This is a genomic window from Holdemania sp. 1001302B_160321_E10 (assembly GCF_015552275.1).
Classification (GTDB): Bacteria; Bacillota_I; Bacilli_A; order Erysipelotrichales; family Erysipelotrichaceae; genus Holdemania.
The window spans coordinates 13,751-39,076 of the sequence record NZ_JADNEM010000004.1; the positions used below are offsets into that span (position 1 = coordinate 13,751).

Consider the following 25,326-nt stretch of genomic DNA (forward strand, 5'->3'; position numbering starts at 1 on the left):
TATACGAGATAAAATAGAGTTCGACCAGGAGGTGCTTATGGAAAATCCATTTCAGGTTAATTTGAACCTGCTGCCAAACGACGCAAAGACTGATCTTCCCCGGCTGGAAGCTCTGCTTTTCCTCTGCTGCAGCCATGCCGCGCTGCGTTGTCCCTACACAAAGACTCCCTGCGATCAGCGCTGCATCGCCCATATCGAGCAGACGCGAAAAGGTGCAGCTGAAACAGACTGACCGGATATTTACAGAATTTGTCTGACTTCAAGGCTGATCTTCCTCCTTTTTCTTTTGCCCTGCAGTCTCCTGAAAAGCCGGTAAATTTTAATTTGTGGAAAAGTAGCGCGGCGGACTTGTCAGGACGGGGGAAAAGTGTTATATTATCTTAGCAGTCACTTATCAAGAGTGCTAAAAGGAGGAAATCATTATGGCTAAAAAACAGTTTAAAGCTGAATCCAAGCGTCTTTTGGATCTGATGATTCATTCTATCTATACCAACAAGGAAATCTTTCTGCGGGAACTGATCTCCAACGCGTCAGACGCCCTGGACAAGCGGTATTACCTGTCGCTGACCGATGAAAATCAGCGCGTCGATAAGAGCGAATTAAAAATCCGGATCGATCTGGACAAGGACAACCGCACGATCACGCTGACTGACAGCGGCATCGGCATGACCCAGGAGGAACTGGAGACCAACCTCGGCACGATCGCACACAGCGGTTCGCTGGAATTCAAGCAGAAGCTGGAGGAAGGCACCAGCGATGTCGATATCATCGGTCAGTTCGGCGTCGGTTTCTACTCCGCGTTCATGGTTGCCCAGCGGATCATCGTCGAAACCCGCAGCGCCCAGAGTGAACAGGGTTATTCCTGGATCTCCAACGGCGAGGACGGCTACACCATTTCGCCGATCATGAAGGAGACTGTCGGCACGAAGATCATCCTTGAATTGAAGGAAGAAAGCGAAGACGACAAGGTCGACGAATATCTTGACGAATACACGATCAAAAACCTGATCCGCAAGTATTCCGATTATGTCCGCTGGCCGATTGAGATGGAAGTGGAAACGACCAAAACCGTCGAAGGCAAGGACGAACCGGAAACGGTAAAGGAAATCCAGACGCTGAACTCGATGGTTCCGTTATGGAAGCGCAACAAATCGGAAATCAAGGAAGATGAATACAACGAGTTCTATAAGAACAAATTCATGGATTGGGAAAATCCGGCCAAAGTCATGCATTATTCCGTGGAAGGCACGACGTCCTACAACGCGCTGTTGTTCATCCCGGCCAAAACACCGTACAACTTCTACAGCGCCGATTATGAACCGGGACTGCAGCTTTACTGCAAGGGCGTGTTCATCATGGACAAAGCCAAGGATCTGGTACCGGATTACTTCCGCTTCGTCCGCGGTCTGGTCGACAGCGACGATCTGAATCTAAACATCTCGCGTGAAATCCTCCAGCAGGACCGGCAGATGAAAACGCTGGCCAAGAGCATTGAGAAAAAGATCAAGAATACCTTGGAAGACATGCTGAAAAACGATCGGGAGAAATATGAAGAATTCTTCAAGAACTTCGGTCTGTCGCTGAAATTCGGCGTCTACCAGGACTATGGCATGCACAAGGATCAGCTGCAGGATCTGTTATTGTTCAAGTCCACGCACAACGATGAATACACGACGCTGGACGAATATGTCTCCCGAATGAAGGAAGGCCAGGATCAGATCTACTTCGCCAGCGGCGAGAGCATTGAGCTGATCAAAAAGCTGCCGCAGATGGAAAAGCTCCAGGACAAAGGCTATGAAGTCCTGTATTTCACAGACGACGTCGACGAATTCGCCGCCAACATCATGATGGAATACAAGGAAAAGAAGTTCAAGTCGATCAATCAGGGTGATCTGGATCTGGACGATGAGGAAGAAAAGAAGGCCAAGGAAGAGAAGACGCAGGAAAACAAGTCGATGCTGGACAAGATGAAGGAAGCACTGGGCGAAAAAGTCAAGGAAGTCCGCCTGTCCTCCCGTCTGAAATCCCATCCGGTCTGCCTGGTCTCCGACGAAGGTCTGTCGATGGAAATGGAAAAAGTCCTGAATCAGATGCCAAACCAGAATGAAGTCAAGGCTGGCAAAATTCTGGAAATCAATCCGGATCATGAGATCTTCGCGACGCTGCAGAAGATTTATGACAAGCATCCGGAACTGATGGACGAATACACCGATCTGCTTTATACGCAGGCGATGTTAATCGAAGGCTACAAGATTGAAGATCCGATCGCGTATGCCAATCAGGTCTGCGATCTGATGATCCGCGCCAACCAGGAATAAGCTTCAATCAAAACCCAGATAAAAAACAAGGAAGAAATGGAAGAACACCTGTCTAAAGCGTGTTCTATCCCTTCTTCCTTTTCTTTTCCCCCAGCTTAATGCTATAATTACATTTACTCAGGTTAGATTATTATTTAATGAATAACAAGGAGGAATAAGGCATGAATTCTCTGACAGAGATCAACGCCCGGCAGCTTCTCGGTCTGCTTGCGAACTGTTTCGACATGATCGATCCGCGCCTGATTGGCCATGAGCTGCGTTCAGCTTCCTATGCCGACCAGCTGCTGGAAGCCGCGGGGATTGAGGGAGAAACCCGGCGGGATCTGGACTGCCTTGTTTTTCTGCATGATATCGGCGCTTACAAAACGGAAGAAATTGCGCGGATGATCCAGTTTGAAACAGAAACGTGTTGGGATCATGCGATCTACGGCATGCTTTTCCTGCACCATTACTCTCCGTTTTCCACGATGGCCGACGCGGTCATGTTTCATCACAGCCGCTATGACAAAATGCTGGAAGCGGGAATTGATCGCAGAACAGCCCAGACTGCCAGTCTGATCAGTTTCTGCGACCGTCTGGATATCTTTCTCACCTATGGTCACGGAACCCTCGCTCAATTTTTACAACGAATCCGCCGCAGGGAATACGCAGGCTGGTTTTATCCTGCGCTTTTGGAACTGGCTGAGAAAGCCGACCTGAAATCCGTTGCGGCCGCGAGGCCGGATTTTCTGTTTCAGCGGGAACGGCAGTTCCCATTTTCATCGCGCCAGATAGAAACGCTGCTGACGATGTTGATCGTCGTCATCGACTTTCGTTCCCGCCACACGGTTACGCACACGATGATCACCGCCTCGACGGCAGTGCAGCTGGGACGCCGGTGCGGCGTTTCCGCTGATGATCAACAGGCGCTGAAAATTGCCGGAATGTTCCATGACTTGGGGAAAATCGGCATTCCGCTGGACATTCTGGAAAATCCCGGACGGCTGACCCCAGCGGAAATGACAATCATGAAGACGCATGTGGAAAAAACAGCGGCAATCCTGAACGGCTGGGTCAGTGAGGAAATCTGCGATATCGCGCTGCGTCATCATGAAAAGCTGGATGGTTCCGGTTATCCGGACGGACTAACACTCCAGCAGCTGACGCTTCCCCAGCGGATTCTGGCCGTCGCCGACATCTTCAGCGCTTTGACTGGGGAGCGCAGTTACAAACAGGCTTACCCGCTGGAACGCTCATGCCGGATTCTGGCCGAGATGCGGGATGCGGGCCAGCTGGATCCGCAGGTCGTCAACGCCGTGCTGGACGATCCGCAGGGATTAGACGCCCTCAATCAACAAAACTGCCGGGAAATTATCGACAGCTATCAATGCATCCAGGCTGAAAGCCAGGCTCTGTATGGCTGCCTGACGGATCTGACGCAGGCGGAGAGCTGCCTTAACGAACTATGGCAGAAACTCAAAGCGGACGCTTCAACACCCCATTCCGCAAGCGCAATGTTGAAAGAAGACTTCCTTTAAAGTTAAACTTCATCCTGAGGCCGGACAATCCGGTCTTTTTTCATTGTTGGCAAAGCTCTTGCCGCCTGGCAGCAGATTTCAGCCCCCCGGCGTGTCCGCTCCATCGTAAAAACGACGGGTGAACTTCGCTGAACGTTCCCCATCGTTTTCCAACGTGCCGCTTCGTTTATCTTTTCAGGCCATTTTCCTTTTCCGTTTCAGCCCGCGCTAACCACTGCAGCCTGTTTTCCAGCGGCTGCGGCTTCGCTGATATTTCTTTCCCGCTTCAAGGCGGATGTACTCATTTTCTTCGCCGCTTATTCACCGGTGTAATCGCGGTCGAAGGTGATGACCGTGTACCACTTTTTCTTCTGCCGACTTAATTGGGCATTGATCTGATCGCGGATCTCGTCAAAACTCAGCTTGCACGCAAACGGAACAACGATATCAAAAATCAGGTTCGTGTGCGTGGGTCCGCTGACCATCCGGAAATCATGAAAACTTAACTGTTCGTCAATCCGGGCAAGAATTTCCTGCATCATCTTCCGCGCTTCTTCAATCTCCTGATTATCCGTTTCAATCGGATCCATGTGAATCGTAAACATGACGTGCAGCTGCTCGTAAATTGCCTTTTCCACCTCGTCGATCGTATCGTGGATCTGAAGCAGATTGTCGTGAGCGCTGACCTCGGCATGCGCGCTGCCGATCAAATTACCCGGGCCATAGCTGTGGATGATCAAATCATGCAGACCCAGAATTTCCGGACGACTCAGCATGATCTGTGAGATTTTGCCCACCAGCTCTTTATCTGCCGGCTGTCCTAACAGCTCGCCGATCGTATCTTTTATTATGCCGTAGCCGGAAAACAGGACGAATATCGAAACGACCACGCCCATAATTCCATCGACCGGCCAGCTGACAAACGCTGACAGCACCAGAGAAACCACCGTCGCCGCCGTGGCGATCACATCGTTCAGGCTATCCTGCGCCGTCGCCAGCATCACCGACGAATCAATCCGCCGGCCCAGTTTCCGATTAAAGCCGCACATCCAGAATTTCACGCCGATCGACGCCAGCAGCGAGATCAGCACAACCCAGCTGAACCGGACAGTTTCCGGATGAATGACCTTCATGACGGAGCTTTTTAACAGCTCAAAACCGACGATCAGAATGACCGACGCCAGCACCAGCGACGTCAGATATTCAATCCGGCCATGACCGAACGGGTGATCCTTATCCGCCGGCTTCGCCGCCAATTTGTAGCCAAACAGCGTCACGACGCAGCTGGCGCTGTCCGAGAGGTTATTGAACGCATCCGAGGTGATGGAAATGGAATGAGCGATTGTTCCCATGACCAGCTTCACCGCAAACAACAATACGTTGCAGGCAATCCCGGTCAGGCTGCTCAGAAATCCATAATTCTCCCGAACTTTCGGATCCTCAGTCTGCGCATAATTGTTAACAAATTTTCTAATCAGAAATTCAGTCATCGAACTCACTCCCTTGAGTGATTAGTTTACCACAAAAGGTTCGGGTTAGCCCAGACTATTTTACGTTCAGCACTCCGGCGCGGGCCTTATTCACACTCCGGCTTTCCCATAAGCGCAGACGGACCGGAAAATAAGGCATAAAAACAAGCAGCGGAAACAGGGTAAGCGGCCAGACTGACCCGGTCTGGGCATACGCTGGTTCCATGACGTGAACGCGCAGCGACGGAGGCATCAGAAAAAACAAGCCGCAGAACAACAAGGCCAGCGCCGTCAGCCAGTCCAGCGACCAGCGGATTTCCTGACGTTCGCTTTTCTTCATGGAAGCGACCCATCGACATCCTGACATCGCGATCACGCCGTTCAAGACTACCCCGATCTGCCAGCCTGGATTTCCGGCCATCGGCTGCAGCGCCAGAATCACCCCGCCGGCCAGCCCGGATAAAACCGCCGCTTTCCACGGCCAGCGCCGGCGGCTCTCCGTTTGAAAGAAAACCAGCGCGCAAGCCGTGACCGCAAGCAGGAATACTCCTGCGCTGCCATATCCGGAAATCAGATATCCCATTCCCGCCAGCTGTCCGCCAGCCGCCAACATTCCTTTATGTTTTAACTCCATCGTTTGTCCCTCCCTTAATGCGTCCTAATCATACCACAGCCGCGATTTTTCATTGTCCGATTAATCGGACAGTGATACAATATTTTTAAGAAATTTTAATCAGGAGGGGATCTTTCGTGGCGAATCAGCGGTCGCAGAAACAAAAGCTGTTGGAAATCCTGCGTCTGCTTGAACAGGAAACAGACAGCGATCATCCGATCAAATGTGATGAAATCATCGCCTTACTTAATCAGAAAGGGATCAGCGCCGAGCGCAAGTCCGTGTATTCCGATCTCGATATTCTGCGTCAGGCAGGCTGGGATATCCGCTATCAGAAAAATCGGGGCTACTGGCTGCGCCGGCGCTACACCCTCGCGCAGCTGAAACTGCTCAGCGACGCCGTCGGCTCACTGGCTATTCTCTCCGCTGACCAGGCGGAACAGCTCAACGCGACGCTGGGGCAGGAATGTTCGCGCTATCAGCAGCCGCAGTTAACGCCGGTTCTGCCGGCCCGCCGCGATTCTGACGTCGACATTCTCGGCAACATTGATCAGATCCTGAAGGCGCTGCGCGAAAATGTGGAAATCGAGTTCCGGTACTTTGACATCACCGTGCATAAACAGAAACGCTACCGCCGTCAGTCGCAGTCCTATCAGCTCTTTCCTTACGCGCTGATCCGTGAAAACCAGCGGTATTATTGCGTATGCTACTCGTTTCATCATCAGGGCTTCTCCCATTACCGGCTGGATAAAATGGAACAGATCCGGCTGAGGAGCGAACCGCTGCCCCGGATTCCTTTCGATCTGAAGGAATATGCCGCCCGCAGCTTCGGCATGTACGCCAGCGACCCCGTCAACATGACGCTGCGCTTTGATTTATCTCTGGCGAATACCGTTTTCGATCGGTTCGGTCAGGACGTCATGATCACGCGCATCACCGATCAGGATTTTGATGTCAATTTGACTTTGAGCGTCGCCCCGCCCTTTTTGGGCTGGTTGTTTCAGTTTGGCCGGAAGGTCCAAATCCTGCAGCCCTCTTCGCTGAAGGCAAAAATGCGGGAAGCTGCTGAAGCCGCGCTGGCTTCGTTAAATGACGAATCGGTAAAGCCGCCCTTTGCGGACTAATGCCTTGCAAGCTGGCCGCTGATTTTCCGACATGGCTGCCCACCTGTATCCTTGAACATCCTTCACGCTTCAAAAGCCGGGATGTTGAAGCTGTCGGAAATAAGCTTTAATCACTGGCAAGAGCGTTTTTTATCCGTTTTTTCGCTTTTAAAACCATTGAATATCGTTTATTTTGTGAACAGATCTTCCTTCCATTTTGGTAATTATCTGAAAATTCAATGTTTTGAACAGATGAAAATGATATAATAAATGCACATTCAAAGGAGAGAAGCCTATGAAGCTCTGTATCGGTTTGTGCGACGATAATCCGCTCCATCTGCGTATGATCGCGCAGGAACTCCGACGTTTGTGCGAAATGCGGGAAATCGAAGCTGAGATTCACCCCTGGGACAGCGGCGCACAGCTGCTGAAAGACCTGGAATCCTACGAAATCCAGCTCTATATTCTGGATATCCGGATGCCGGGCATCACCGGAATCGAGGTCGCGAAACAAATCAATCTGGTCCAGCCCTCAGCGCAGATTATTTTCATTTCCAGTTATCTGGAGTATTTTTCCGACGTTTACGAAACCGAACATCTGTATTTCGTCCTGAAATCGCAGATGGCGCAGCGGCTGCCGGATGCCCTGGACCGGGCGCTGAACAAGCTGGGACAAGCCCAGGCCGGTGTCAGCTTCATGCTTCGCAGCCGCAGCCAGGTCATTCCGATTCCGATTCATTCGATTCTCTGCATCGAAAAGGAACTGCGTAAGATTATCGTCACAACCACGCATGACCACTATGAAATGTACGCAAAGCTGCAGGAAGTGCTGTCCCAGCTGCCGCCGGATGAATTCTTCCAATGCCACCGTTCCTACATCGTGGCATTCCGGCATATCGAACAGATCTGCGGCAATGAAATTCTGCTTTCCAACGGTAAGCATATTCCGATTGGCAGGACTTTTATGAAACCGCTGAAAGAAGCGCTGTTAAAGCGGCAGTTTTCGAAATGAAACCCCGGCATACAACCAGGATTTCCCAGCATTGAAGCCTTCTGTCAAAGCGCAAACCTGACGTTTGCGTTTTTATTTTGGACGTTAATGCCGATCTTCACTTTTTCTACGTTATTGCCGATCTTCACTTTCCTATCCACCGTAAATCCTTGCTTTTTTGCCCTCCGCCAGCTTTGCGGCAGCGGCGAAGCTGGCGGCAGACTGGCTTTTAACCGCCGGGTTTTACAAATCGGGCAAGGCCAAAAACGCATTGAAAAGAAAAGAACGCAAGAAAACAGCCGGGTCCGTCATTTTCAGGAAACCGGCTGTTCGTTTCTTCTTAAAATCCGCCGCATTCAAGCGTCAGGCCGTCTACTCAAACCGCAAGGCATCAGGCTGCATTAGGCAAGGTCTGCGGTTGAATTTCACAGACATAATATTGCAGCTTTGCCTGATCAGCCGGATAACGCTTATGGAAACGCGTACAAATCCGCTGCGCCGCGATCTCGCCGTCTTCCTGCCGCCGCAGATTCATCATCACCGCGTACTGACTTCTGGAAATCCGGCAGAAAATATCGCTGCTGCGCAGTTCGCTTTCCAACACCCGGCTCAGATATTCCAGCTGATCGTTTTCCGGCTGCGCGCCTTTAATGCTCCGCAGTTCCATCATCATCAGATAGAAGCTGTCCCGTGACCGCTGAATTTCCCGCACCCGCGCCTGATACAGCTTTTGAAAAACGGATCGATCGCAGAAAAACGCCAGCGGCTCGCTGATATCCTCGTTCAGGGAAGAAACCAGTTCCTCCATCGTCACCGCTTCGCCGTTTTCCACGCTGATAAAATAGATCAATGCCTGCGACTTGCCCTGGAATTCAATTCCATACTCCTTCCGAAACGCCGCCGCGACCTGTTCATAATAATGAATCGCTTCGTTGTATTGCCGCTGTCGGATCATCACCCGGAGCATCAGATAGTTGACCTGATCGTTAAACGGTTCGACTGCCAAAAGCGCCTTGTATAAATTCTGCGCTTGTTGAACCAGCTCGTTCTGTTCCAGATCCTCCGCGATTTTATCGGTGATGTTCAGAACTTTCTGCCACTGTTTTTCCCGTTCCTCCACAATCCACGCGTCTTCCAGATCCGCTAAAAATTCGCCCTGGATTAAGCTCGTCAACGTTTTGGCGTCGCCGCAGTCGGGCCGCAGCGCGATCTTGTCCAGATGCGCAATATCCAGATCGAAATCCGCCGACGGATTCAATCGGTAACCGCCCCGGACGGTCTGGATCCAATCCCGGCCGCCTCCGCCCGGCAGTTCTTCCAGCGCTTTGCGCAAGCGGAAAATGGCGAACTTCAGCGCGTTCAGCGGATTCCGGCTGTCCGGCCAGAATACTTCAATTAACTGTTCCTTGGTGATGGCCCGGTCGCGGTGAAGGATCAAATAGGCGAAAATGGAAGCGATCTGCTTTCCCATTGAAGCCCCGAAGTTGATTTCCTTTCCCCGCACCCGAAGCGTAAACTTTCCCATCATCGTGATTTTCCACTTCATGTTCATCCACGTGTACCTCACATTATCATCAGTGTAACAAATTTTCCGGCAAATGAGAAATACAATCTCAAAATTATTTGAGGTTAGCCAGAATCACGGCCGCAGCGATCAGATTTTCAAGCCCCGCCAGAACTGCAATCCGGACAAACGAAGGTTTTGATACCTTGTGATGAGCGATGATCATGCCTGCGGCCAGCCCCAGTGCGCCGCCCAGAAAAGCGAGCGTAAAAAACACCCTTTCAGGAACCCGCCAGCGATGGGTGCGGGCGCAGAATTTATCCCACAGACACAACACGATTTCCACCAGGTTCACAAACCAGAAGGCATAGAAGCCAAAATTCATAACACCGGCTGATCCTTCGGATCATGGTTGAGTACCTCGCAGCCGTCGCTGGTCACCAGCACAAGGTCCTCAATCCGTACCCCGCCGACGCCCGGCAGATAGATCCCCGGTTCAATCGAGAAGCACATGCCTTCCTCAACGATAATTTCATCGACCGCGCTGACGTCGAATGGTTCATGCACGCTTAAACCGATCCCATGTCCGGTACGGTGGATGAAATACGGACCATAGCCCGCTTCCTCAATCACCTGACGGCAGGCCCGGTCAATGTCGCAGAACCGCACGCCCGGCTTCACTGCCGCAATTCCCGCCAGATTCGCCCGCCGCACGGTCTCATAGACTTCTTCCATTGAGTTCTGCCCGACGAAGTATGTCCGCGTCATGTCCGAACAATACCCTTCAAATTGACAGCCCATGTCGACGATCACCGACATGCCTTCTTCTAAAACCTTATCTGACGGCACGGCATGCGGATCGGCGCAGTTTTCCGCAAACGCGACGATCGTGTCGAAGGACGGATCGCTGTCCGCCAGTTCCCTGAATGCCGCGTTGATTTCCTGTTCCAGCTGCTTCTCACTCTTGCCCACCTGAATCAGCTCGCGCACCCGTGCCATGACTTTATCGTTATTCAGCGAAGCCTGGCGCATCTTTGCCTGCTCGGACGGATCCTTAACGCTGCGGATGCGGTCGACAAGATTACCGTCGACGATTTCCAGATCCGGGCGCAGCGCCATCAGACGGATCAGAAAGCCTGCGGACCAGAACTTGTCGATCCCGACCTTCCCGCTTAAGAATTGGGAAACGACCTGTACCCCATCCTCGGTATCGTTGTAGCGGACAAGCTCAAAGTCAGCCTGAGGGGTCATCGGAAACAGCTCGTTAAGCACCAGCTTCGGCAACCCTTCCGTCGTAACGACTAATGCGATCAGCCGTTCGCCGCAAGAGAAGCGGCGCCCGATAAAATATTCGACCGCGCTGTGATCGGAAATCACACAAGCACGCAGCCCTTCCTCCTGCATTTTCTTTTGAAGTCGTTCTACCCGTTCTTTCATGATGTTTTCCTTTTATCCTTTCTTTTTACTTCGTTTCAAACCGGGAGCAATCCGGTTTCTGTCTTTCTGCAAGCACTGACGGCTCTTCCGCCAAGAGCGGCGCTTGTTTCCTTACGGCGATGTCTTCCGCATGCGACTTGAGGGACGCCGGTTCCGCTTTCTCTGGCGTTGATCCGGCTTCCTCGGCCAGAACCACGTTGAGCCATTTGCGGTGGGCTCCGACGATCGGTATCGTGTCCAGCTGATCTTCAGCGATCCAGAAGCAATGCTCCGGCAGCGCTTCGTTGACCTGATTGTTCCATAGTCCGCGATAACATTCCATATTCCACACGCGATGGGAAAACACATGCTTGCGCCGTCCCTTATAATCGAGCTGATCCGTGAGTTCCAGCGGCACCGCGCTTTGCGGCAGACGGTACAGTCCTTCCATCAGCCCGTCCGACCAGTCGTCGCTCAGCAGAATCTGATGTTGATCGTTCTCGATCCAATACGTATACAGCTGCAGTTCCAGCGGCGGTTTCGCCTTTTTCTTAACTGGGTATTGACGCCAGCTGCCATCCTGCCCCGCGCCGCACATCGGCGCTAACGGACAAAGCAGGCACTGAGGATTTTTCGGCGTGCAGACCAGCGCGCCGATCTCCATCATCGCCTGGGTAAACACCGCGGGATCGCTGCCCTCCATCCAGTCGTACACCTGACGCCAGACAAAATCAACCGTCGTTTTCTTCGTGATATCCTCGCCATATCGGAGCACGCGCGTCGTCACCCGCAGGACGTTGCCATCGACAGCCGGTGCGCGCAGGCCGTAAGCGATGCTGCCGATCGCCCCGGCAGTGTAAAAGCCAATCCCGGGTATCGTCCGCAGCTGTTCGACATCGGCCGGCAAGATTCCGCCATAGCGCCCGGCCACAACCTTCGCGCCCTCATGCAGCTTGCGCGCCCGGTTATAATAGCCTAACCCCTGCCAACCATGCAGCACATCTTCTATCGGCGCCTTGGCTAACGCTTCCACGGTCGGCCAGCGCTCCATCCAGCGCCTGTAATACGGAAGCATGGAATCGATCCGCGTCTGCTGCGCCATGATCTCGCTGACCCAGATTGCATAGGGATCACGGGTCTGGCGGAATGGCAGCTCGCGATGATGGATCTTATACCATGCGCATAGTTCTTCCTGAAAATTCATTTTCTTCACCGCGCTTATTGTACCGTGTTTTCCGTTAAAACTCAAACTTCACGCAGCAGGATTGGACGTTTGTTTCCGACGGATCCGCCGCCACAGTCCGTGAATGATCAAGCCGCCGGCGATCATCGCCAGAAAATAACAGAAATTCCCCGCCGGAATCCCCCAGAGCCGGGCGATCTCGCGAAATACCAGCTGGGTATTGGCAAGCTTGGGTGAGAGATAAAACATCGACAATTCACCATATCGGGAAAGGACAAGGTTCAGGATTTCCGCGATCCCCGTAAGTCCTGCGAGCAGTCCGAGCATTTTCACCGCGCCCCAAACATCATCCTCCATCGCTGCGCTGGTTCCGCACAGAATGCCGATCACGATCAGCAGATCGTGCCACAGAAACGAGAACAGCGTCAGAAACACATACCGGCTCATCATATCGGATGGATCAAGATATACGGCAATTCCGCCCAGCAGTGCATAATTTGCCAGAAATGTGATAATCGTTTTTCGCCTTTTTTTAAGCAATGGCAGAAGCAGGCAGAGATACATCGGCATGCTGCACAGCTGAAACGGGAAGTACCACCAGTTATAGACGCCCTGATCGACGATCAGAAAGCGGAACAGCTGCTTGAGAACTTCCCCGCTTGCCAACAGAACGCCGAGACAGAATAACAGCTTTTGTCTGCGGCTTTCATTCATCCCCCGCAGCCGCCACGCGCCAAGCGCAAACACTACCGCCACCCCGATCATCGCCGCATGAAAACTTCCATAAGGCACAGGAGCCTCCATCATTAAGCCCGACTTCAGATAACCAGCGCGCATAAGCATCCCTTCTTCGTCTTTATTATAACGCGCGGGTCAAACCGTGGTAAAATAGAAACAGGTTCGAAAGAAACAGTTCGGTTTTCCAAAAAACAAACGATCCCCGTCAAAAGTGTAAAGCAATCCGGGCGCGGACCGAAACGAAACCCAAACGAAACCGGAAAAGCTTGAAAACTCGATTTAAAAACAGGATCATGAACACAAATCATAAAAAAAATCTGCAAGCGATTTAGAAAAAGGAGTGGATCATCATGGAAGAAACGCTGCAAACGCTGCAAAGCATTCTTGATCAGGGCCGGCGCATTGTCTTTTTTACCGGCGCGGGCGCGTCCACGGAAAGCGGCATCCCGGATTTCCGCAGCGTCGATGGACTGTATCGCCAACAGTACGATTACCCGCCGGAGGAAATCATCAGTCATCATTTTTTCAAGGCGAATCCAAAAGAGTTCTACCGGTTTTACCGCAGCCGCATGCTTTATCCCAACGCCCGGCCCAACGCCGCTCACCGCTTGATGGCCGAGCTGGAAAAAACTGGCCGGTGTCTGGGCGTCGTGACGCAGAATATCGACAATCTGCATACCCTCGCCGGCAGCCAAAACGTCGCGGAGCTGCACGGCTCAATCATGCGGAATTACTGCGTGCACTGTCATCATGAGGAAGGTCTGGATTTTATTCTGAATACGAAGGATCTGCCGCGGTGTCCGATCTGCGGCGGTCTGATGAAACCGGACGTCGTTCTGTATGAGGAAGCGCTTGACGAATCTGTCATGGACAAAGCGTTAACCTGGATCCGGCAGGCGGACGTATTGATCATCTGCGGCACTTCGCTGGCAGTCTATCCGGCTGCCGGGATGGTGCGGTATTTCACCGGCGATCAGCTCGTCGTCATCAATAAGACGGCAACGCCAATGGACGATAACGCCGATCTTTGTATTCAGGCGCCGCTGGCGGAAACGCTGGGCCAGATGCACGTTGAATCAACAAACCATTCCTGAAAAGGACTACGAGGATCGCGCTCCGCAAGTGAATCCTGCAGGATGGCTTTTACCTTTATACCGCAGTGTCCGGCAGGCTCCCTCATGGACTCAACTTAAAAGGAATTCCCGTTCAATTCGTGGAATTCCCTTTTTGTATTTGTCGAACGATCTTTCGGACTTCTGCGACCGCCTGTTCCTCAAGCGCAGCGATCTCGCTGGCGCTGAACGGCCGCGCTTCCCGCCTTCCTCAAATTGAAGTCGCGGCGGCATAATAAAGTCCCTCCACCTGAAAATAAGCGATACTGGAATAAGCAAAACTCCCGGTGTCCCCGGTATGGAAATCAGTCTCAACAAGTTTAACGAGCACCTCGGTATCCTTCTCCAGAAAGCGCGTCGTGGCAACGGTTTTATCTTGAATTTCCAGAATTTTTCTCAGAATATAGCTGTGGAACTGAGGCGTGCTTGAAACTTCCAGATTGATGTAATCGTAAAGTTCATCCGGATCCGCGGTCAAGTTCTGAATGCTGAACACCTTGTTCGTCTGAAAATGCAGATGCGGAAGATTGAAGAACAGTTCGTAAAGCTCGTCCGCTTGTTCCAAATCGAAACTTGATTCGATCTGAGCCAACGTAACTGCCGGCGGCGTAAACAACGGATAAAACAGAACGATAGCGAAGCTCAAAGCATACGCTGATCGCCATCTTTTCTTCATCATTGCGTCTCCTCCTCAGTTCAATGGCCGATCGCAATAAACGACAGCCCTTGACAGTTAAAACTTTGTTATCCGGATAAAGAATCTTCCTTCTAAAGAATCTTCCTTTTAAAAACAACGGGTTTGTTCCGCCCGTTGTTATGTGATCGCTGTGTGTTTCAAAAAATAACCTGGCTTTAATCCTTCACGTCATAAGCACTGAAGACGCGCTGGCCATTGTAAACCTCGGTGCCCCTGGCCTGCAGCATTTCATCGACGGTGACCAGCTGATAACCCGCGTCGATCAGCTGCGGAAGCAGCGATTCGACCGCCGTCACCGTTTCCGCGTGAATGTCATGCATCAGAACGATCGAGCCATCCTTGACCGCGGCCATGGTATTCTCCACCGTCTGTACCGGGTCGAGGGTTTTCCAATCCAGCGTGTCGATACTCCACATGATTAACGGATAAGCGGAGTTTTCTTTCACCGTTGCGTTCGCCGCGCCGTAAGGCGGCCGGAAATGCTTGATCGTATATTGCCAGCCGGTCAGCTCCTGCACCAGTTCGGTCGTGCGGTTGAGCTGAAATAACAAATTGTCGCCCTTCAGCTTTGTCAGCTTCGGATGATTGTAGGAATGAGAAGCCGCCTCGCTGGCGGAGTTGATGACCATCAGTGTGGTTTCCGGATATTTCTCCACCCGCATGCCCTGCATGAAGAACGTGGCGGCGGAGTCGTAATGCTGCAGAAGATTGATCAGCTGCGGCGTGTTGGTCGGATGCGGCCCATCGTCGAAGGTCAGCGCGACCATCGGTTTATCAGGATCGATCACCCGCGGCGCAATCCGGACGTTATTTTCCGGCAATGTACCCTGCCCGAGATCCAGCAGGAAATGCTCGCCCAGATTGGATATCGGAAACTCCCAGCGGTAGGCGTTTTCTCCCAGTTTGCCCGCTGGAAAATTGAAGATCAACGTGCCATCCCGCAATGTGAAATCCGCAAAATTGCCAGAATCCCAGGCCGTCGCTTCGATCAGCGGCAGCGTGTATGCAGTCTCTTTCCAGTGATCGTCTGCTTTCAGCTGAGCCCGCAGATTCGCCGACAGCCATTTCAGCGCGTCTTCATCGAATAATGACGAAGAATCGATCCAGTGATGTTCGCTTAAATCATACAAATACGACTGCCGTTGTTCCTGTACCGTTTCATTTTCATTCCGTGAAATCGTATATTCCAATGACACATAACGATCCTGATTCACATTCATCTGATAATCCGCCTTGATCATCAACGGTTTCTTTTCCTTTTGATAGCCCTCGGTCTGCGTCTTCAGGTCGTTGAAAAGCGTCTCGGCGTTGTGCGCCAGTGCCTCTTGAAAGGTACTGTCGGCACTTTGCGGATAATAGACCGCAAGCAGAACATCCTTGCTTTTATCCTTCAGTTTCTCCGAGGAAGAGATCTGCGGTTTCAGAAATGACGGCTCGCGGTTTGTCAGAAGCCAGGCCCCTCCGGCTCCGATCAAGACCAGCGCGACAATGGCGATCACCATCAGAATCGCCAGATTTCCTTTATTAATCCGGCGTCCTCTTTTTCTTCTATTCTGTGTTTTCATTCTATCCAATCGTCCTTTCCGTACGATAGAAAATTTCTACCCCTTTATAAGATCATTGAAAAGCGCAGAAAGTTTAAATTTTCCGCTTTCTTTTTTATTGTCGTCCACTTTTCGGCTTGTCAGACATTTTTCAAAATTTGAACTGTCTGTATGTTCATTTTAGCTAAAATCATTCGGGAACTCAATGACAACGACTTGACGAAGTCTTACAAATTCATGACGGAAATCGGACTGATCTGATTCGCGCTGATTTCAGGTTTTGACGATTTCCCAAATTTCACAAAGTGGAAACAAAAATGACGCAGCGCGGCGTGGTTCTTACTCGGTTTCGGGTAGACATAGAATATCCATACAAAGAAGCAGGCAGGATAAAGCGTTAAATGAAGCTTTATCCTGCCTGACGTTTTCTTTGCCCAATTTCGAGTAAGAACCCGCGGCGTCGGACTGGCATTTTTAAATTGACATCGAAAATCAGAGGGGTTATCATCAACTTAGATGTAGTATCATCCATTTTTTACTTTTTCGTGTTTATCTAGTTTGCTTTTCTGCGTTTTCCATTCGCATCCAGCACATTCACAATCGTTATGAATATAGAAAGGAGTTCTGATCATGGATCAAACAGCTCGAAAAATAACCAAAATCGCCCGCGAAGTCCGCAAGTTCACCACCCGTTCGTTAAAAGCAGAAGGTCTCGGAACGGCGGAACTGGATTTCATTCACGTCGTTCGGAAAAATCCCGGCATCACTCAGGCGGGCGTCCGCAGCGTGCTTGGAATTGACAAAGGAGCCTGCGCGCGGCGGGCGGCCAATCTGGAACAGAAAGGCTATCTGATCCGGACTTTGGATCCTGACGACAAGCGGGCCCGGCGCTTAATGGCCACAGCGAAGGCAGATGCTCTAAAGCAGTCCAAAGCCGCGATTGAAGCCGAATTTTACGCCTGGCTGCTGGAAGAGTTCAGCGAAGCGGAAACGGAGGTCTTCGTCAGCTTGTTAAACCGGCTGTATCTGCGCTGCAAAAAGGAAAGCCAAGCTGGATTTCCACATGTGAGCCAGCGGCTGGATTCCCCGAAGGAGGATTGATCCATGGCAAACAAATCAAAGGCGCAGCGCCGGCCTGATCGGCTGAGCACCTATTTTTACCAGGAGCGGGGCGTCCTGACCGGCGTCGCGTTTTCCGGTATTCTTTACAACCTCGGCCTGACGGCCGGGCCCTTTTTTGAGGGACAGCTTACCCTGTGTCTGACGGCGGTTCTGGCGAAAGAAAAAACCGGGGCCGATATGGCGGGATTGGCGCTGGCGTATCTGGCGGTGATCCTGATTGTCCAGGGAGCGCGTTGTCTTAAGCGGTTCGGGGTCCGGCGTTTTGCCAATGATACGGCCCGTTCGATGCGGCGGGTGCTGTACCGCAATCTCGTTTATCAAAATCCCGCCGCTTTGAGTGCGGATGAGGCCGGAAGCCTGATGACCAAGGCCATCAGCGACGTCGACGCGTGCGCCGAAGGCATGCGCAAATTTACGACGGAGGTGTTCGATACCGGCGTGGTCATGATCGCCTATCTGGGAATGTTGCTGATTTACGACGTTCGGCTTACGCTTTTAGCCTGCCTGTTCATGCCGCTGGCCGCCTTTTTGGCGGAGAAATTGAAACATCCGATCACCCGCAGCGCAGCGGCTTACAAAATCAGCGTCAGTCAGCTTAACACGATGATGCTCGATCGGGTGAGCAATGCGCTGACCTACCGTGTCTTCGGCTGTGAAAATCAACGGAATCAGGCAATCGGAAAACAACTGGCCGTCGTTGAAAAAAACGCCGTCGTTTCCAATGTCTGGGAAAACGCGATGCAGCCGCTGTACAACATCATCGCGATGATCGGCGTCCTGTTTGTTCTGATCCGCGGCGCACAAAACATGTTGGGCGTTGGCTGGGCCGTCTGGGATATCGCCGCCTTTACAACTTATCTGGCCTGTTTTACCCGGCTGGCATTAAAGAGTTCACATGCCGCCAAGCTGTTCAATGCGGTTCAGAAAGCGAAGGTATCCTGGCAGCGGATCAAGCCGCAGCTGCAGCCGGTGATCCTTCCTGATTCAACCCTGCCGCCCGCTGTCGGCCCCGTCAAGTTAAAAATTGAAGATTGTACCTTCGCTTATCCCCATCAGCCGCCGTTGTTTGAGCATCTGACGCTGCAGGCTCAGGCGGGACAGATCATCGGGATCACCGGTCCTCTGGCTTGCGGAAAGTCAACGTTGGGCCGGTTATTCTTAGGCGAACTGTCCTACACCGGCAGCCTGCAGATCAACGGTCTGGAAATATCGCAGCTCAACAGCGTGCAGATCAGCCGGCTGGTCGGTTATCTGGGCCATGCCCCGCAGCTGCTCAGCGACACGATTGAAGAAAATCTTCAGCTTGGCGAGAATCTGGACTGCATGTCCTGGTTAAAGCTCACAGCGCTGGACGCAGAAGTTGCCACGATGCCCAAAGGACTTCAGACTCGAATCGGTGATCAGGGGACGCGTCTGTCCGGCGGTCAGCAGGCCCGCCTCGCTCTGGCGCGAACCTTGGCCCGGCCTTGTCCGGTGCTGGTGCTCGACGATCCGTTTTCCGCCGTCGATCCCGCCACGGAAGCTGAAATTCTGCGCAATCTGCGCATGCTGGCCCAAGACCGGGTCATATTGCTGATCTCCCATCGTCTGGTCCATTTTGCCCAGTTTGATCAGGTGCTCTGGCTGGAAAACGGCACTGCCCGAGTCGCCGATCCTGCGACGATGATGGCGGAGAATCCCGCTTATGCCCAACTGGTTGAAAAGCAGCAGAAGAAAGCAGGCGCCGACGATGAAAAAGAATAACGCTTCCCTGACGCTGAAAGCCAGCGTCCGCACCGTGATCGTCCAGCAGCGCCTGTTCCTCTCGCTGCTGGTAATCGTGATTCTGGCCGGGACGGGCGCCGCCCTGCTTCCGCCGTTGGTGCTCGAGCAAATCGTCAACCGGCTGACCCATCGGCAGTCCATCGGTTTTCCGCTGGCGCTGGCATATTTTCTATTTCTGGCGCTGGCCGGCGCGCTGGAATCTCTGCAGACGGCGCTGATCACCCGGACCGGACAGAAAATCACCCGGCAGGTTCGTCAGGATCTGTGTGCCAAACTCGATACTCTGCCGGCTGCCTGTTTTGCGCGTGAGGATCCGGGGAAAACCGTTTCTCTGTTGGTTAACGATGTCGATGCGCTGAGCGCGCTGTTTGACGACGGCGTCCTCAACATGGCTGCCGACAGCTTGAAAGTGATTGGAGTTTTGATCATGATCTTTACCCGCAGCCTCGGATTGGGTTTGATTCTGATCGTGATCACACCGTTGTTGTTCGCCCTGACCCGACATTTTCAAAAACGGATGCTGCAGGCTCAGAAAACAAATCGGGCGGCGATCGCGCAGGTCAACCATCTCGTTCCGGAAACGTTGAACTGCCTGCGGATGATCCGCTCGCTGAACAAGCAGGAAATGATGGAAAAGCGGTATGACCGGCACTTGCAGCAAAGTTATCAAAGTCTGGAAAAAGCGAATTTCTATGATTCCGTCTACTCGCCGATCATCGTTTTCAGCAGCAGCGCTGTCATCGCCGTCATGATGGTTCTAGCCACGCTGTCCGGAGACTGGCAATCGTTGTTCGGCATGTCGGTCGGTTCAGCGGTCGCCGTGACGGCTTATGTCGGTAAGATTTTCACTCCCCTGGAAAACATCGGCATGGAAATTGAGAACATCCAATCGGCGGTTGCCGGCATTCAGCGGATCGAGACCTTCTTCCGCCAGCCGCAGCGAAAACAGCCCAAAACAACACTGGCGCTATCCGCCCTGCCGGCCGATGAACCGGCGCTGGCGCTGAATCACGTTACCTTTGGATATGAAAAGGAAGAAATCGTGCTGAGCGATTGTTCGTTCCGTGTTCGCCAAGGGGAAACAGTCACGCTGGCCGGCCGGACCGGAGCCGGGAAAAGCACAATTTTTAAATTGATCCTCGGCTTGTATTCGCCTCAGCAGGGATCCGTTACGATCTTCGGCACGCCAGCCGATCAGATCAGCGACCAACAGAAACGGCGCTTGTTCGGCTATGTGGAACAAACGTTGCGGCCGGTCAGCGGCACAGTCAGCGATCAGATTTCCCTGTTTGACGAAACGATCACCGCCGATCAAATTACTGAGGCCGTGCGGTTAGTCGGTCTGGACTCGGTCATTGACCAGCTGCCGCAGGGACTCGCGACGCCCTGGGATCCAGCGCTCTTTTCCCAGGGTCAGCTGCAGCTGTTAGCGATCGCCCGAGCGGTTGCAGCTGATCCGCGAATCCTGCTTCTGGATGAAATCACCGCCAATCTGGACAGCGGCACAGAAGCGTTGGTCATGGAAGCGCTGCGCCGGGCTTCGCTCAACCGTACTGTGATCTCCATTTCTCACCGCTTATATCAACAAAATGGAAACGGCAGACTGATTTCCATTTAGGAATCGCCGCTTTCTTTTCGATCCCACTGCAATAGGTTTTCTTACTCAATCACGAAAAGGGATAACAGGATAAGCAGGAACACTGCGTGTTTCAACTTCTCCTGATTTCAGATTTTTCCATGATTTAACGACAAACTCCCGCTCTCATGCGGGAGTCAGAACCGGAGTTTTATAGGAAAGGCGTCATGTAAAGCGGTAAATAAGTGATTCCATTTTCTTCTTTCAGATCACCTGGATGCAGCACATACGGGATATACAGCTGTTCTTTGTATTGAGAACAGAATTTCTTTAAAGAGGTCAGAGTGTAATTCTTGCTTGACTTAACTTCAATCGGTGAGATATTGTGCCGATTGGTAATCTTGCTTTTCGCCACTAAAAAATCAATTTCCATACGGCTGGAAGCATCATTCCGGGAAGAATTGGAGTAAAAATATAACTTATGTCCGCTAGCGGTGAGCATTTGTGCAACAACATTTTCCACAATCATCCCTTTATTAAATTCCAATTTATCAAATAGAAGTTTTTTATAAATTTCTTCACTGACAATTCCATTTTCATCGAAAGCATGACTGATCAGAAGCCCGGTATCAGCCATATAACATTTTAATGTCATCCTTTCCATGTTGAGTTTTAAGCCAAGCACAGGCGCTGTTGAATTGTAGGCGATATTGGTTATCATCGCGTCAGACAGCCAAAAAATCGCTTCTTCATAATCTCTGAAACGGGCTTCTTTTTTTAAGGAGGATAGTTTGAATTTCTTTTCATGTTTTTGAAGCTGCGAGGGGATATCATCAAAAATTTGTTCTACTTTCATCTCATATCCCTGTGCATGTTTGATGATATCTGCCCGGTAAAGTTCCAGGATATTTCGTTTTATCCGATCTACCCGGTCAAAATCTTTTGTACGAATATAAGTCTCTACGGCTTGAGGCATTCCCCCAACAATGAGGTATTGCCTAAAATAATCCATCGCTTTCCGATGGAGCGCCTGTCCCATCGGCCGGCGTTCTTCAAAACATTTGCGGATGAGGTCCATGAACATCTCATTATCCAGTGCCCAGAGAAATTCTTCAAAATCAAGAGGAAACATTTTAACATGCCGTTCTTCTGAAGGAATTACGATATCTTTAATATTCGCTTTAATTGACATTAAAGAACCTGTTTCAAGATAGTCATAACGACCATCCGCCACAAGGTACTTAATCGCTGCGCGAGCTCTTGGAAAAAGCTGAACTTCATCAAAGATAATGAGCGTATTATGTTCATAACACCGGACATTATAGTAATTTGATAAATAAAGAAAAAAAGTATCCAAATCATTGAGGTAATGCTCAAACAAATCCGTGATCTCTTTAGAGACCCGGTTAAAGTCGATCAGAATATAAGTTCGGTATTCAGCTTTCGCAAATTCCTCAGCAATATAACTTTTTCCTACCCGCCGCGCTCCGTCGATCAGCATAGCGGTATGTCCTGCATCTTCACGTTTCCATTGGACAAGCGTATCATAGATTTTCCGTTTCATAAACACACCTCCGTATTTATCGGCAATATCCTTTTGGTTTCAGTATACCATAGAAAGAACTTATTTTACACGTTTTCAAGATTTTTAATCGCGCAATATCACACGTTTTCAAGATTTTTATAGCATTTCTATCACACATTTTCTAGAATTTTAAATAATATCGTATTCACATTTTCAATGTTTTCAGGATGATACCGCAATCCAAAATGTTTAAAAACAGGAATGGACAATCAAAGTGATACTAAAAACCAGACAAATCCGTGATCTCGCCGAGGCGTTTTCCGAAACTGTCTGGTTTTTCCTTTTTATCTTAAGGTCAAGCTATTCCCCGCCTTGATTCAGCGGCCGGAACAGAATAAACTCGTTTCCTGTTTCATCCTTGACCTGTTTTGGACATAGCCCAAAAACAGACTGCGGCAGACCGCTGATCAGAAAATCCTCCGGCGTGCCCGTGAACACCCGCGTCCCCTGATCCAGTACGCAGATCTGATCGGCCAGTTCGACGGCATCCGCCAGCTCGTGCAGAATCAAAACCACCGTTTTGCCTTCCGCCTTCATCCGGCGCAAAAGCGCATAGACAACACGGCGGTATTCCATGTCCAAACTGGCCGTGGGTTCGTCCAACAGCACCACCGGCGTATCCTGCGCCAGCAGCATCGCAAAGTAAGCCAGCTGGCGTTCGCCGCCGGAACAGTGACAGACTAAATCCTCCGCATGCGCCGCGATCTCGGCCTGTTCCATGGCCCGCTGTACTTTCTGTTCATCCGCAGCGCTTAACTGTCCGCCCCATCCCAGATAGGGCTGACGGCCGTAACTCGTCAACGTGCGCACGGTGATCGGCGGCCGCGGCAACACCTGCGGCAGCAGTGCGATCCGGCGGGATCGTTCCTGCGGGGTCAGAGAGCGCAGCGAACAGCCGTCCAGCGTCACCTGACCGTGCCAGCGGGTCTGCGTCATCGCCAGGCATCGCAAGAGCGACGTCTTACCGCTGCCATTGCGCCCTAGCAGCACCGTGATCTGACCCGCTTCCGCTTGAAAATCAACCTGCTTGAGAATGGTTTTAGATCCCAGCCGCAGGCTGATCTGCTGGGCCCTAAGCATAACGCCCCCGCCGCTGGAACAGGATAAACAGGAAGAACGGCGCGCCCAACAGCGCCATCAGAATCCCCGCCGGCAATTCCGCCGGGGAAAAGAGCGTCCGTCCCGCTAAGTCCGACAGCACGACTAAATTCGCGCCCAACAGCGCGGTCACCGGCACCAGCATCCGCAGGTCATGACCCGCCAGCTTCCGCGCCAGATGCGGCACGATCAAGCCGACAAACCCCAGCAGCCCGGCATACGTAACTACTGCCGCGCACAGCGCGCTGGCCAGAATCAGACAGATCAACCGCAGCGCTTTGACCCTTACGCCTAACGTGGCGGCCAGCTCATCGCCCAGACACAACAGATTTAACTGCGGTGCTAATCCCCAGGCAAGACCCGTTCCCACTCCGATCATGATCGTGGGGAAAACCAGATCCGCCCCCTGAACGCCGGAAAATCCGCCGATCGAAAACGCCGAATACGACGCCAGCGCGTCGGGAACCAGCTGTGAAAGAAAAGAGATCCCGGCGCTGAGCAGCGAGCTGACCGCGACCCCGGCCAGCAGCACCGTCGACTTGGACTGATGTCCGCCCGCGCTCACCGAAATTCCCAACACCAGAAACGTCGTGAACAACGCGCCCGCAAACGCCGCCAGCGGCAGAACCGCAAACGCCATCGGGAACAGGCAAAGCAGAACCATGACCGCAAAGCCCGCGCCGGAATTCACGCCGATGATATTCGGCGAACACAAATCGTTTCCCGTCGCGCTTTGAAGCAAAAGACCGGAGACCGCCAGCCCCACGCCGGCCAGCACAGCCCCGGCAACCCGCGGCAGCCGCAGCTGCAGCACGATCAGCCGCACCGTCGGATCGCCGCCGCCCGTAAAGACGGCGATCACCTCATCCAGCGGAAACCGGGCGCTGCCCAGCGCCAGTCCGCTCAGTCCCAGCACCGCTAAGAATAGAAAGAGAAACAGGATCAGAACCCGTTTCTTCTTGATCTTCATGAAAAGCTCTCCGGATACAACAGGCCGGCTAACACGCGGTAGGCTTCAGCCCAGCGGGCGTTGGGTTTATAATGAAACAAGTCTTTGGACAAATAGGTGCAGCGGCCGTTTTTCACCGCTTCCAGATCACGCCAGCCGCTTTCCTGAAGCAGGCTGTCCATATAAGCTCGGGCCGCTTCCTCATTGCCCTGGGGAACGATCAGGATCACATCTGGCTGATTCAGCAGAATGCTTTCCAACGCCAGTCCCTCGGACAAAGCGCCGGCTTCATCCGCGATGTTGACCGCGCCCAGTTCCTCCAGCATGCCGCCGACGAAGTGATCCTTCGCCGTTTTCGCCTTTGTCGCGGAATAGCCTGAGCCCGCCCGGATAAATAAGACCGAGATCGGTTCCTGGCCCCAGCGGGCCTGCGTCACTTCCGCCAGCAGCGTCTCGATCTCTTGCTGGACGTTGAGTCCGTAGGTCTTGTAGGCCTCAGTATTCCCGGTGATCTGCGTGAATAATTTTAATAAGGAAAGATAATCCGCAAAGCTTTCCTCTTTCAAGGCCGCGCATGGAATCCCATAGCCGCTTAACTGACCGCACAGCTCAGCCTGCGCACCCATATCCGCCGAAGCGATCACAAAGTCCGGCTGCTGGGCGATCAGCTGCTCCGCATCGATCTTTAACCCGGCGCCATCGTCCACCAGCGGCGTCTCAGCGTTGACAAATCCGCGTTTCACGCTGTCGCCGACCGTTACCGCGACGTCCCCGCCCGCCAGCTGCCACAGCTCGGCATACGAGGAAAACAACACCGCCGGCCGTTGAGGGGCCTGGGACAATGTGATTTCCCGATCCAGCGCGTCGGTAAAGGTCAGCGGATAACTTGCAGCTGCCGCGTTTTCTTCCGGCTGCGGTGCCGCCGCCGGTGTTGTTTGACAGCCGGCCACCACCGCCAGGATCATCAGCACGGCCAGAACCTTGACCGCTTTATTTTTCACTTTAAATTCAGACAAAAAAATGTCCGGTTTTCTGCTCATCTTCAATC

General features: G+C 52.1%; 23 protein-coding genes. 10 read left to right on the forward strand and 13 right to left on the reverse strand.

Features of this window, described 5'->3' with window-relative positions; translation table 11 throughout:
* Window positions 1–37: 37 nt before the first annotated feature.
* The 3 genes from I2D94_RS03155 to I2D94_RS03165 all read left to right on the forward strand — a co-directional run bounded on the left by I2D94_RS03155 (window position 38) and on the right by I2D94_RS03165 (window position 3,835).
* On the forward strand, window positions 38–232 hold the full coding sequence (locus I2D94_RS03155; protein ID WP_072683698.1) for a hypothetical protein: 195 nt from the start codon (window positions 38–40) through the stop codon (window positions 230–232).
* Window positions 233–422: 190 nt separating this feature from the next.
* Entirely contained in the window at window positions 423–2,318 is a 1,896-nt protein-coding gene (gene htpG / locus I2D94_RS03160) for a molecular chaperone HtpG (protein WP_072683699.1), read from the forward strand.
* Window positions 2,319–2,479: 161 nt separating this feature from the next.
* Window positions 2,480–3,835, forward strand: coding sequence for an HD domain-containing phosphohydrolase (locus I2D94_RS03165; RefSeq protein WP_195395579.1), 1,356 nt, complete (start codon window positions 2,480–2,482; stop codon window positions 3,833–3,835).
* Between the two features lie 296 nt (window positions 3,836–4,131).
* Here the strand turns inward: I2D94_RS03165 and I2D94_RS03170 are convergent, their stop codons facing one another.
* Window positions 4,132–5,304: a cation diffusion facilitator family transporter gene (locus tag I2D94_RS03170; RefSeq protein ID WP_072683701.1), complete on the reverse strand. Its 1,173-nt coding sequence runs from the start codon at window positions 5,302–5,304 to the stop codon at window positions 4,132–4,134.
* A gap of 55 nt (window positions 5,305–5,359) precedes the next feature.
* Window positions 5,360–5,917, reverse strand: coding sequence for a hypothetical protein (locus tag I2D94_RS03175; protein ID WP_195395580.1), 558 nt, complete (start codon window positions 5,915–5,917; stop codon window positions 5,360–5,362).
* A gap of 116 nt (window positions 5,918–6,033) precedes the next feature.
* On the opposite strand from I2D94_RS03175, the gene I2D94_RS03180 reads away from it, so the two are divergent.
* The 3 genes from I2D94_RS03180 to I2D94_RS03190 all read left to right on the forward strand — a co-directional run bounded on the left by I2D94_RS03180 (window position 6,034) and on the right by I2D94_RS03190 (window position 8,395).
* Window positions 6,034–7,020 carry a WYL domain-containing protein gene (locus tag I2D94_RS03180; protein ID WP_195395581.1) on the forward strand — a complete coding sequence of 329 codons (987 nt, stop codon included), beginning with the start codon at window positions 6,034–6,036 and terminating at the stop codon, window positions 7,018–7,020.
* A 274-nt stretch (window positions 7,021–7,294) separates the two neighbouring features.
* Entirely contained in the window at window positions 7,295–8,011 is a 717-nt protein-coding gene (locus I2D94_RS03185) for a LytTR family DNA-binding domain-containing protein (RefSeq protein WP_072683704.1), read from the forward strand.
* An 87-nt stretch (window positions 8,012–8,098) separates the two neighbouring features.
* Window positions 8,099–8,395 carry a hypothetical protein gene (locus tag I2D94_RS03190; protein WP_195395582.1) on the forward strand — a complete coding sequence of 99 codons (297 nt, stop codon included), beginning with the start codon at window positions 8,099–8,101 and terminating at the stop codon, window positions 8,393–8,395.
* Here the strand turns inward: I2D94_RS03190 and I2D94_RS03195 are convergent.
* From I2D94_RS03195 to I2D94_RS03215, 5 genes are all read right to left on the reverse strand, one after another.
* Window positions 8,382–9,536 (reverse strand): winged helix-turn-helix domain-containing protein, encoded by a 1,155-nt coding sequence (locus tag I2D94_RS03195; RefSeq protein ID WP_159432753.1) that lies wholly within the window; start codon window positions 9,534–9,536, stop codon window positions 8,382–8,384. The genes I2D94_RS03190 and I2D94_RS03195 overlap by 14 nt on opposite strands.
* Window positions 9,537–9,609: 73 nt before the next feature.
* A complete protein-coding gene (locus I2D94_RS03200) occupies window positions 9,610–9,879 on the reverse strand; it encodes a DUF1294 domain-containing protein (RefSeq protein ID WP_195395583.1) in 270 nt (89 codons plus the stop codon).
* Window positions 9,876–10,931: a Xaa-Pro peptidase family protein gene (locus tag I2D94_RS03205; RefSeq protein ID WP_195395584.1), complete on the reverse strand. Its 1,056-nt coding sequence runs from the start codon at window positions 10,929–10,931 to the stop codon at window positions 9,876–9,878. The genes I2D94_RS03200 and I2D94_RS03205 overlap by 4 nt, the downstream gene beginning before the upstream one ends.
* Window positions 10,932–10,956: 25 nt before the next feature.
* Window positions 10,957–12,114 (reverse strand): A/G-specific adenine glycosylase, encoded by a 1,158-nt coding sequence (gene mutY, locus I2D94_RS03210; protein WP_195395585.1) that lies wholly within the window; start codon window positions 12,112–12,114, stop codon window positions 10,957–10,959.
* Window positions 12,115–12,162: 48 nt separating this feature from the next.
* Window positions 12,163–12,930: a YwaF family protein gene (locus I2D94_RS03215; protein WP_195395586.1), complete on the reverse strand. Its 768-nt coding sequence runs from the start codon at window positions 12,928–12,930 to the stop codon at window positions 12,163–12,165.
* Window positions 12,931–13,181: 251 nt separating this feature from the next.
* Here I2D94_RS03215 and I2D94_RS03220 point away from each other — a divergent pair, with 251 nt between their 5' ends.
* Window positions 13,182–13,925 carry an NAD-dependent protein deacylase gene (locus tag I2D94_RS03220; RefSeq protein ID WP_072683710.1) on the forward strand — a complete coding sequence of 248 codons (744 nt, stop codon included), beginning with the start codon at window positions 13,182–13,184 and terminating at the stop codon, window positions 13,923–13,925.
* Window positions 13,926–14,154: 229 nt separating this feature from the next.
* On the opposite strand, the gene I2D94_RS03225 is transcribed toward I2D94_RS03220, so the two are convergent.
* A complete protein-coding gene (locus tag I2D94_RS03225) occupies window positions 14,155–14,622 on the reverse strand; it encodes a hypothetical protein (protein WP_195395587.1) in 468 nt (155 codons plus the stop codon).
* A gap of 173 nt (window positions 14,623–14,795) precedes the next feature.
* Window positions 14,796–16,205, reverse strand: coding sequence for a polysaccharide deacetylase family protein (locus I2D94_RS03230; protein ID WP_195395588.1), 1,410 nt, complete (start codon window positions 16,203–16,205; stop codon window positions 14,796–14,798).
* A gap of 609 nt (window positions 16,206–16,814) precedes the next feature.
* Here I2D94_RS03230 and I2D94_RS03235 point away from each other — a divergent pair.
* From I2D94_RS03235 to I2D94_RS03245, 3 genes are read left to right on the forward strand one after another with little or no spacing between them, the layout of a single operon-like run.
* Window positions 16,815–17,285, forward strand: a complete 471-nt coding sequence (locus I2D94_RS03235) for a MarR family winged helix-turn-helix transcriptional regulator (RefSeq protein ID WP_195395589.1) — start codon at window positions 16,815–16,817, stop codon at window positions 17,283–17,285.
* Window positions 17,286–17,288: 3 nt separating this feature from the next.
* Window positions 17,289–19,049: an ABC transporter ATP-binding protein gene (locus tag I2D94_RS03240; protein WP_195395590.1), complete on the forward strand. Its 1,761-nt coding sequence runs from the start codon at window positions 17,289–17,291 to the stop codon at window positions 19,047–19,049.
* Window positions 19,036–20,688 carry an ABC transporter ATP-binding protein gene (locus I2D94_RS03245; RefSeq protein WP_229056736.1) on the forward strand — a complete coding sequence of 551 codons (1,653 nt, stop codon included), beginning with the start codon at window positions 19,036–19,038 and terminating at the stop codon, window positions 20,686–20,688. Before I2D94_RS03240 ends, I2D94_RS03245 begins: the two co-directional genes overlap by 14 nt.
* A gap of 169 nt (window positions 20,689–20,857) precedes the next feature.
* Here I2D94_RS03245 and I2D94_RS03250 read toward each other — a convergent pair whose 3' ends face one another.
* From I2D94_RS03250 to I2D94_RS03265, 4 genes are all read right to left on the reverse strand, one after another.
* Complete coding sequence (locus tag I2D94_RS03250; RefSeq protein ID WP_195395592.1) at window positions 20,858–22,210, reverse strand: ATP-binding protein; 1,353 nt, start codon at window positions 22,208–22,210, stop codon at window positions 20,858–20,860.
* 321 nt (window positions 22,211–22,531) lie between these two features.
* Entirely contained in the window at window positions 22,532–23,311 is a 780-nt protein-coding gene (locus I2D94_RS03255) for an ABC transporter ATP-binding protein (protein ID WP_195395593.1), read from the reverse strand.
* The gene (locus I2D94_RS03260; RefSeq protein WP_195395594.1) at window positions 23,304–24,299 is read right to left on the reverse strand and encodes an iron ABC transporter permease; all 996 of its coding nucleotides are present in this window, start codon (window positions 24,297–24,299) and stop codon (window positions 23,304–23,306) included. Before I2D94_RS03260 ends, I2D94_RS03255 begins: the two co-directional genes overlap by 8 nt.
* Window positions 24,296–25,318: an ABC transporter substrate-binding protein gene (locus I2D94_RS03265; protein ID WP_195395595.1), complete on the reverse strand. Its 1,023-nt coding sequence runs from the start codon at window positions 25,316–25,318 to the stop codon at window positions 24,296–24,298. Before I2D94_RS03265 ends, I2D94_RS03260 begins: the two co-directional genes overlap by 4 nt.
* Window positions 25,319–25,326: the final 8 nt, after the last annotated feature.